Source organism: Acidaminococcus sp. CAG:542, from assembly GCF_000437815.1.
Lineage (GTDB): Bacteria > Bacillota > Negativicutes > Acidaminococcales > Acidaminococcaceae > Acidaminococcus.
In genome coordinates this window covers 31,009-38,144 of sequence record NZ_FR902032.1, presented here as the reverse complement: position 1 = coordinate 38,144, position 7,136 = coordinate 31,009, and the positions used below count along the sequence as shown (strand labels likewise).

At 54.5% G+C, this 7,136-nt stretch carries 6 protein-coding genes and 1 pseudogene; 3 read left to right on the top strand and 4 right to left on the bottom strand.

The genetic code is table 11. The features are described 5' to 3' along the window. From QVO43_RS02040 to citD, 4 genes are all read right to left on the bottom strand, one after another. Positions 1–683 (bottom strand): SLC13 family permease (locus QVO43_RS02040; protein WP_288174334.1); only part of this gene is annotated, 683 nt, incomplete at its 3' end. Positions 684–1,001: 318 nt separating this feature from the next. Next, positions 1,002–2,564: a citrate lyase subunit alpha gene (gene citF, locus QVO43_RS02035; protein WP_022486946.1), complete on the bottom strand. Its 1,563-nt coding sequence runs from the start codon at positions 2,562–2,564 to the stop codon at positions 1,002–1,004. A 1-nt stretch (position 2,565) separates the two neighbouring features. Beyond that, on the bottom strand, positions 2,566–3,477 hold the full coding sequence (locus QVO43_RS02030; RefSeq protein ID WP_022486945.1) for an aldolase/citrate lyase family protein: 912 nt from the start codon (positions 3,475–3,477) through the stop codon (positions 2,566–2,568). Position 3,478: 1 nt separating this feature from the next. Continuing rightward, positions 3,479–3,778, bottom strand: a complete 300-nt coding sequence (citD, locus tag QVO43_RS02025) for a citrate lyase acyl carrier protein (RefSeq protein WP_022486944.1) — start codon at positions 3,776–3,778, stop codon at positions 3,479–3,481. A gap of 244 nt (positions 3,779–4,022) precedes the next feature. On the opposite strand from citD, the gene QVO43_RS02020 reads away from it, so the two are divergent. From QVO43_RS02020 to QVO43_RS02010, 3 genes and pseudogenes are all read left to right on the top strand, one after another. Next, positions 4,023–4,937 (top strand): LysR family transcriptional regulator, encoded by a 915-nt coding sequence (locus QVO43_RS02020; RefSeq protein ID WP_022486943.1) that lies wholly within the window; start codon positions 4,023–4,025, stop codon positions 4,935–4,937. A 4-nt stretch (positions 4,938–4,941) separates the two neighbouring features. Further along, positions 4,942–6,327, top strand: coding sequence for a triphosphoribosyl-dephospho-CoA synthase CitG (gene citG / locus QVO43_RS02015; protein ID WP_022486942.1), 1,386 nt, complete (start codon positions 4,942–4,944; stop codon positions 6,325–6,327). 422 nt (positions 6,328–6,749) lie between these two features. Next, positions 6,750–7,136 (top strand): annotated as a pseudogene (locus QVO43_RS02010) (putative sulfate exporter family transporter); the annotation flags it as partial.

The window sequence follows — 7,136 nt, the reverse complement described above, 5'->3', positions numbered from 1 at the left end:
TCGTCAGCGGATTTGTCTTCGTCGTCGTCAGACAGCTGAGCGGCTTTGCCGGTAGGGTTCAGACCAGCTCCACGGCGTTTTTCCATAACGCCCATGTAAGCGGCGAATACCAGCAGGATGATCAGACCAACGCCCTGCAGGGGCAGCAGTTCCTGCCACAGAGCGTTTACGTCAGCATTCAGCACCACGCCGGTACGGGCTACAGGACCGCCCCAGGGCAGCAGGTTCATGATGGACATGGCCGCACCGATGATGCACACCAGCACCACAGGACGCATGTGCAGTTTCTTGTAGATCGGCAGCATGGCAGGGATGGTGATCAGCAGGGTGGAAGCCAGAGCGCCGTCCAGGTGGGAGATAACGGCGATGCAGGCGGTGGCAATGGTAACCATTACGATGTTGGAACCGGCTTTTTTCACCAGCCAGTTTACCATAGGATCGAACAGGCCCATATCACCCATCATGGAGAAGTAAACGATGGAGAAGATGAACAGTACTGCGGTGGACCAGGTCTTGGAAACACCGGCCTTTACGAAATCGAAGATCTGTACAGGAGTGAACCCGCAGATCAGAGCAGCGATGACGGGAACCATCACGAACAGAGGAACCGGGTTGGATTTACCACGGATCAGAGCTGCCACAATGATGACAACCATCAAGAAACCAACAACGCCCAAAAACATAGTGCAATTTCCTCCTTTGGAAATAAAATGGGGTGTTCCCTGGACGGGCAAGTCCGGGAACCGGAAAATAGTGCATAACACTCATACATAGTAACATATGAACATATTGAAAACGAATATAAAAATCGGAATAAATCTCATAAGCATATACTTATAGAAACGGTGCAACCCTAGGCTGTATGCGGGTTTCAGAAGAAAAGCGAAATTGTTTCATTTGAACATAAATAGAGATAATTTAAGAATATTTTAAAAAAGGGGGTGAGAGATCGGAGAATAAAAAAAGCCATCCCCGAAAGGATGGCTTTTTCACTTATGGAATTAGAATTCCGCTTTCTTAACCTGACGGACTACGTCCATAACGGAACCGTCACGGGCTTCGATGATGCCCACGATCCGGTCGCCGAACTGTACAGGGTCAGGAGTGCCTACCATCTTGTATGCGGTATCCCGCAGTTCTTCGATGGTGCAGATGGGCAGATCGGTGTCTTTTACAGCATCGATGATATCCTGACGGCGGGGGTTGATGGCAATGCCGTAGTCGGTGACAACCACGTCAACGGTTTCACCAGGAGTGGTGACCGTGGTGCATTCGGTGCAGATAGCCGGGATACGGCCCTGGAGCAGCGGAGCAATGACGATGGTGCATTTGGCACCGGCAGCGGTATCCGGATGGCCGCCCTGAGCCCCGGTGATCACGCCGTCAGAACCTACCACAACGTTGACGTTGAAGTGGGTATCCACTTCCAGTGCGCCCAGGATTACATAATCCAGCTTGTTCACATAAGCGCCCTTGTTGAAGGGATCGGCATACTGGGAGGTGGTGATTTCGTAATGGTTGGGGTTGGTTTTGATGTCTTCGATGGAAGCCATGTCAAAATCCTGGGTGTCGGCAATCTTGTCGATCAGGCCTTCATGCTGGAGTTCGCAGATGGCCTGGGCAATACCGCCCATGGCAACCCCGATGTGGATGTTGTCTTTCCGCAGATGTTCTGCCAGGAATTTGGTGGAGGCAATGGAAGCACCGCCTACGCCGGTCTGGTAGATGAACCCGTCTTTGTACCAGGGAGTGTGCACCATGAAGTCAGCGGCATACTTGGCCATCAGGAGCTTTCTCTGGTCGGTGGTGGGTTTGGCAGCACCGGTGGCAATCTTGGTGGGGTCGCCGATGGCGTCCACTTTGACCACATAGTCCACGTTGGTCATGTCGATGGAAGCAGGCACGTTGGGGAAGGGTACCAGGGTATCGGTAACCACAACCACTTTGTCCGCATACTGGGCGTCTACGGCAGCATAGCCCAGCACGCCGCAGTCAGCGCCGTTCTGGCTGCCTACTGCACGGCAGTTCCCCATGTCATCAGCGCTGGGAGCACCGATGAAGGAAATGTCGATGTGGGTTTCGCCGGATTCGATGGCACGGACACGGCCGCCGTGGCTGCGCATGATGGCCAGGCCTTTCAGTTTGCCGTTGGAGATGGCTTCACCGATCTTGCCCCGTACGCCGGAAGCCTGGATGTTGGTGATGGTGCCGTCTTCGATCATGGGAACGATGGCGTTCTGAGCCTTGCCCAGAGAGGTGGCGCAGATGGTCAGGTCTTTGATGCCCATTTTGTGGACAGCTTCCATAACCATGTTCACCACATAGTCCCCTTCACGGAAATGATGGTGGAAGCCCAGGGTCATGCCGTCTTTGATGCCGCATTTCTTCAGGACTTCTTCAATGGAATCCACTACTTTGCTGTAGTTGGGGTCAATCACAGGGGCAACTTTGTGGGTTGCGGCCTGGTATACTTTCTGATGTTTGGCATAGCTGCCGGCAAAAGCGTCTTTCCCGGTCAGCTTCAGGATTTCTTCAGGAATCTCTCTACCTACTGCGTTCTTCATCTTATAAATCCCCCTTGTACACACCGGCAGCCTTGGCCATGGAAATGGTTCTCTTGGCGCCGTCATAGAAGGCGATATCCAGCATCTTGCCGTTCAGCTGGAATACACCGATACCCATGGCTTTCTTGGTATCGATTTCCCGTACCACAGCTTCCGCCCAGCGGATCTGTTTTTCAGTCGGGGTGAACACGTCATGGCAGACAGGGATCTGACGGGGGTTGATGATGGATTTCCCATCGAAGCCCATTTGTTTGATCATTTCCACATCCTTGCGGAAGCCTTCCATGTCGTCCAGGTCGGTGTACACCGTATCGAAGCACATACGGCCGGTGGCACGGGCGGTGATTACCATCTGCTGACGGGCGCCCATCAGTTCCACACCGCTCTTGGAAATGCTGGTCTGCAGGTCACGGGTGTAGTCCCCGCCGGACAGAGCAATCCCGAACAGACGGTCGGAAGAGGTGCAGATGTCATACAGGTTCAGCATCCCTTTGGTGGATTCGATGGCAGCCATGATCAGGGTGCTGCCGATGGGACGGTGGAATTCCTTTTCAGCGGCCAGGATGTGTTCTTCCACAGTCTTGATGTCCTTGCCGGATTCAGTCTTGGCCAGACGGATGGCGTCGCAGCCGCCGGCAACGGAAACACGGATATCTTCTTTCCAGTGAGGAGTTTCCAGACCGTTGATCCGGACCACTCTTTCACAGCCATGATAATCGATTTCTTTCAGGGCATGGAACAGGGAGTACCGGGCAGCATCCTTCTGGTTTTCTGCAACGGCATCTTCCAGGTCCAGCATAATGGAATCGGGTTTGTATACATACGGGTCTTTGACCAGGCTCGGTTTTTGAGCGTTCAGGAACATCATGGATCTTCTCAGACGCTTGAAGTTCGGATTCGTATTGATAACCATCTTACAGCACCTCCCAGGGATTCGGCGTATCAGGATCCTCGTTGACAGAACGGAACACTGCGCCTTCCACGCGTGCTTTTAAAGTGCAGTCCAGAGCGCCCTTGTCCACAACAGAAACCTTTGCATTGGTTACGTCCAGTTTCTTCAGGGTATCCAGGACAACAGCCTTGATCTGCCGTCCATACTGATGGATGACGCTGCTTTCAATGGTGAGCTCAATGCCGTTGGTCCCGGGTTCTACCGTGATCTGGGCATCGGAAGACTCAACAGTGCCAGCCATGGCTGCCTTCTTCAATTCCATTAAAATCACTCCTTCTGAAAATCGTACATTGTACATTATGATGCACTTTGATAGTATCACAGGAAAAATTGGAAATCGAATATAAATAATGATATAATCTGTATAAGTCATTCCTTATCAAACGGCAGAAACTCCCACTCCATGCGGGGTACGGGGATTTGTGCAATTGTGTCAAAATATAAGAAATTAAAACTTCTTTGGAAATAGGGGAATTTTTGGGAAAAAAAAGGAAACGGAGGGTGTTATGAACCTGAAACATGCGCAGTATATTATGGAAATCATCAAGGAAGGGAGCATCACCAATGCTTCCAAGACCATGCACGTATCCCAGCCGGCCCTGAGCCAGACCATCAAGGCGGTGGAAAAATACCTGGGGGCTCCCATCTTCCTGCGGAACACCAATCCCATTGTGCTGACGGAAGCGGGGAAAAAATACATTGCAGCGGTGAAACAGGTGATCACCATCAGCTCCAATCTGCTCCATGAGGTGGCGGATATCCAATATGAAGGGTACGGCACCCTGCGGCTGGGAATCCCGGTCCAGCGGGCCATGCAGATGCTGCCCGCAGTGATGCCGGTGTTCCGTCAGCGGTATCCCCATATCAAGCTCCAGATCCATGAAGCGGGCAGCAACATTACGGAAAACGAAGTCCTCAACGGGGGCGTGGACCTGGCGGTGCTCACCACCACGCCCACCAACGACGAACTGAAGTATGAACTGGTGGAAACGGAAGACGTGGTGCTGGTAGCCAACAAAATGACCACCCTGGCCCAGCGGGTGAAGCCCGGGACCCCCATCCACATCACCGAAGCCAAGAACGAGGAATTCGTCTCCATTACCGAAGGCCACAATGTACGCCGGGTCCAGGATACCCTGTTCAGCGTCTATGAAATCAAACCCAATGTGATCTTGGAAACCTCCAGCATCGAAGTGGGGAAACGGCTGGTATCCGCCATGGAGGCAGTGTTCATCTGCCCGGATGTGTATCTGGACAATTACTTCTTGTCACAGGACAAGTGTGTGTTGTATCCTTTACTGGGCGTGGCCAACAAACGGTACTGCTATGTATGCTGCCGGAAGGACGCCTATCTCAGCCCCTATGCCCGGGCCTTCATCGAACTGATCCGGACCCTGGGGAAAACAAGGAAGGAACCATGACTCTATGAAAGAACCTGTAATCCATCTGGCCGGCCCGGCTGTGGAAGTGCCGGATATGCTCCTGGCCCGGGACGGCCGTGCTGCCGCCCAGAAAAAACTGCTGGAGCGGTATCACAAGCCGCTGCTGTTCTTCACCCAGAACATCCCGGGGCCGGTGAAGACTTCTGTCCTGATCCATCTGGGGTTCCTGGAGGGAATCCGCCGGTTGGAAAAGGCCCTGGCAGAAGCCGGGATCCCCATCCTGTTCCAGAAGGTCATTGACTGGAAAACCGGCTATGAAAAATACTATGTACTGGACGGGGATGCCCTCCGTATCAAGAAAATCGCCTGCACCATGGAAGGACAGGACCGGCTGGGCCGGCTCTATGACATGGATGTGCTGGCAGAAGACGGGCACAAGATTTCCCGGACGGACATCGGGCTCCCCGGCCGGCTGTGCCTGGTGTGCTCCCAGCCGGCCCAGGCCTGCGCCCGGAGCCGGAAGCACAGTGTGCCGGTGCTGGTGCGGAACATCCACCGGATATTGGAAAATTTTCTCATGGATCGGGTGGAACAGGCACTGCGCCAGGGACTCCAGGGAGAAGTGGATGCCACTCCCAAACCGGGGCTGGTGGACCGGGACAATCCGGGCGCTCACCGGGACATGGACTGGCACACCTTTGCCCGGAGTACTGACGCCATTGTGCCCCATCTCCGGCAGATGGCTGAAAAAGGCTGGAACTGGGAAGGGGAGGACGAAGCCCTGTTTGCCGCCCTCCGGCCCATGGGGGCGGCGGCGGAAAAGGCCATGTTCCGGGCTACCGGGAATGTGAACACCCACAAGGGAATCATCTTTTCCCTGGGCCTTGTGACCAGCTTCACCCTCCGTCACCTGGCCCGGACCGGAAAGGTGGAAAGCGAGGCGGTGCTCCGGGAAATCGGAGCGGCGGTGACACCTCTTCTGGAACGGGATTTTGCCAAAATCGACCGGTACCATCCCCACACCCACGGAGAAGTGCTCTATGTGGAACAGGGGTGCCGGGGAATCCGGGGGGAAGCCATGGACGGGTTCCCGGCGGTGGCAAAAATCGCCCTGCCGGCTCTGCGGAAGTTTCGGCAGGAAGGGAGACCGGACAACGAGGCCTATATCCAGACCCTGCTGCTGCTCCTGAGCCAAGTGGAAGACACCAACATCCTCAGCCGGTCCGACCAGGCTACCCTGGAACAGGCCCAGAAAGAGGCCGGGGCCGTGCTGGACAAAGGGGGCGCCTTCACCCGGGAAGGACTCCAGGCCGTCTGGGACCTGAACGAAAGCTTCGTAAAAAAGAACATCAGCCCGGGAGGCTGTGCGGATCTCTTGATCCTGGCCATTTTTTTGGAGAAGATGGAGGGATTGACGGCTGACCGCTGAAAAAAAATGGGGCGTGCTGCTCCATTTTTTTTCTTGACAAATTCCCACTAATTAGCTATACTTTCCTCATGCATTTAATGCATAGTGAAATTATATGAATTCTAAATCTGAAACGGGGAGAAGAATCATGGGAACGTACACGATGTGTTGCTGTTGTTGCCGAATGTGCAGCAGCGGCGGGACGGAGACTGTATAACCGGTCTTTGGACAAATGAACAGCTCTGCACGGAACATCATCAGCAGCGGAGGGACTGGCCCCTGGGAAGCTGCAGCGGCGGGAAATATCCCGGATGCTTGGTCAGCGGGAAAGATCCCGGCAGATGAGTCAGTGCAGACCCATGGTTTTTCTATTGCGCGCCATCTGTCGGACAGGTGGCGCTTTTTTGCGGCCACCGGAGCAAAATACAGATGAGGTGGTTATCATGGCAAACGAAACGAAAATCCCGGCAGTCCGTCCCACAGGGCTGCTGGGCAGCGAAGACTGGTGGGCCGTATGGCTGGGCCTGTTCATTACGCTCCTGGGTCTGGGAAAGATCTGGGGCTTTGACCTTTTGGGATGGGCGGCCACCTTTGGAGTGTGGATCGATCCTGCCAAAGCGGTGGGCACCGGATCCAAGGCCTATGCCTGGCTGGGCAGTGCCGGGGCTCTGGCAGCCACCTGGGTGTTCACCCTGGCAGTCACCTCCCTGGGGGCTCATTTCATGAAGGCGGATGTGAAAAAATTCGCCGGGGGCTTTTCGGTGATCTACTGGATCACCATCCTGTCCAACATCCTGGGGAACTACGCCTACCTGGCCGCCACGCCCAAC

Bases quoted from the DNA above. Each gene is read 5' to 3' on its own strand.
- citF (WP_022486946.1), bottom strand. From the start codon at position 2,564: ATGAAGAACGCAGTAGGTAGAGAGATTCCTGAAGAAATCCTGAAGCTG.
- QVO43_RS02030 (WP_022486945.1), bottom strand. From the start codon at position 3,477: ATGGTTATCAATACGAATCCGAACTTCAAGCGTCTGAGAAGATCCATG.
- citD (WP_022486944.1), bottom strand. From the start codon at position 3,778: ATGGAATTGAAGAAGGCAGCCATGGCTGGCACTGTTGAGTCTTCCGAT.
- QVO43_RS02020 (WP_022486943.1), top strand. From the start codon at position 4,023: ATGAACCTGAAACATGCGCAGTATATTATGGAAATCATCAAGGAAGGG.
- citG (WP_022486942.1), top strand. From the start codon at position 4,942: ATGAAAGAACCTGTAATCCATCTGGCCGGCCCGGCTGTGGAAGTGCCG.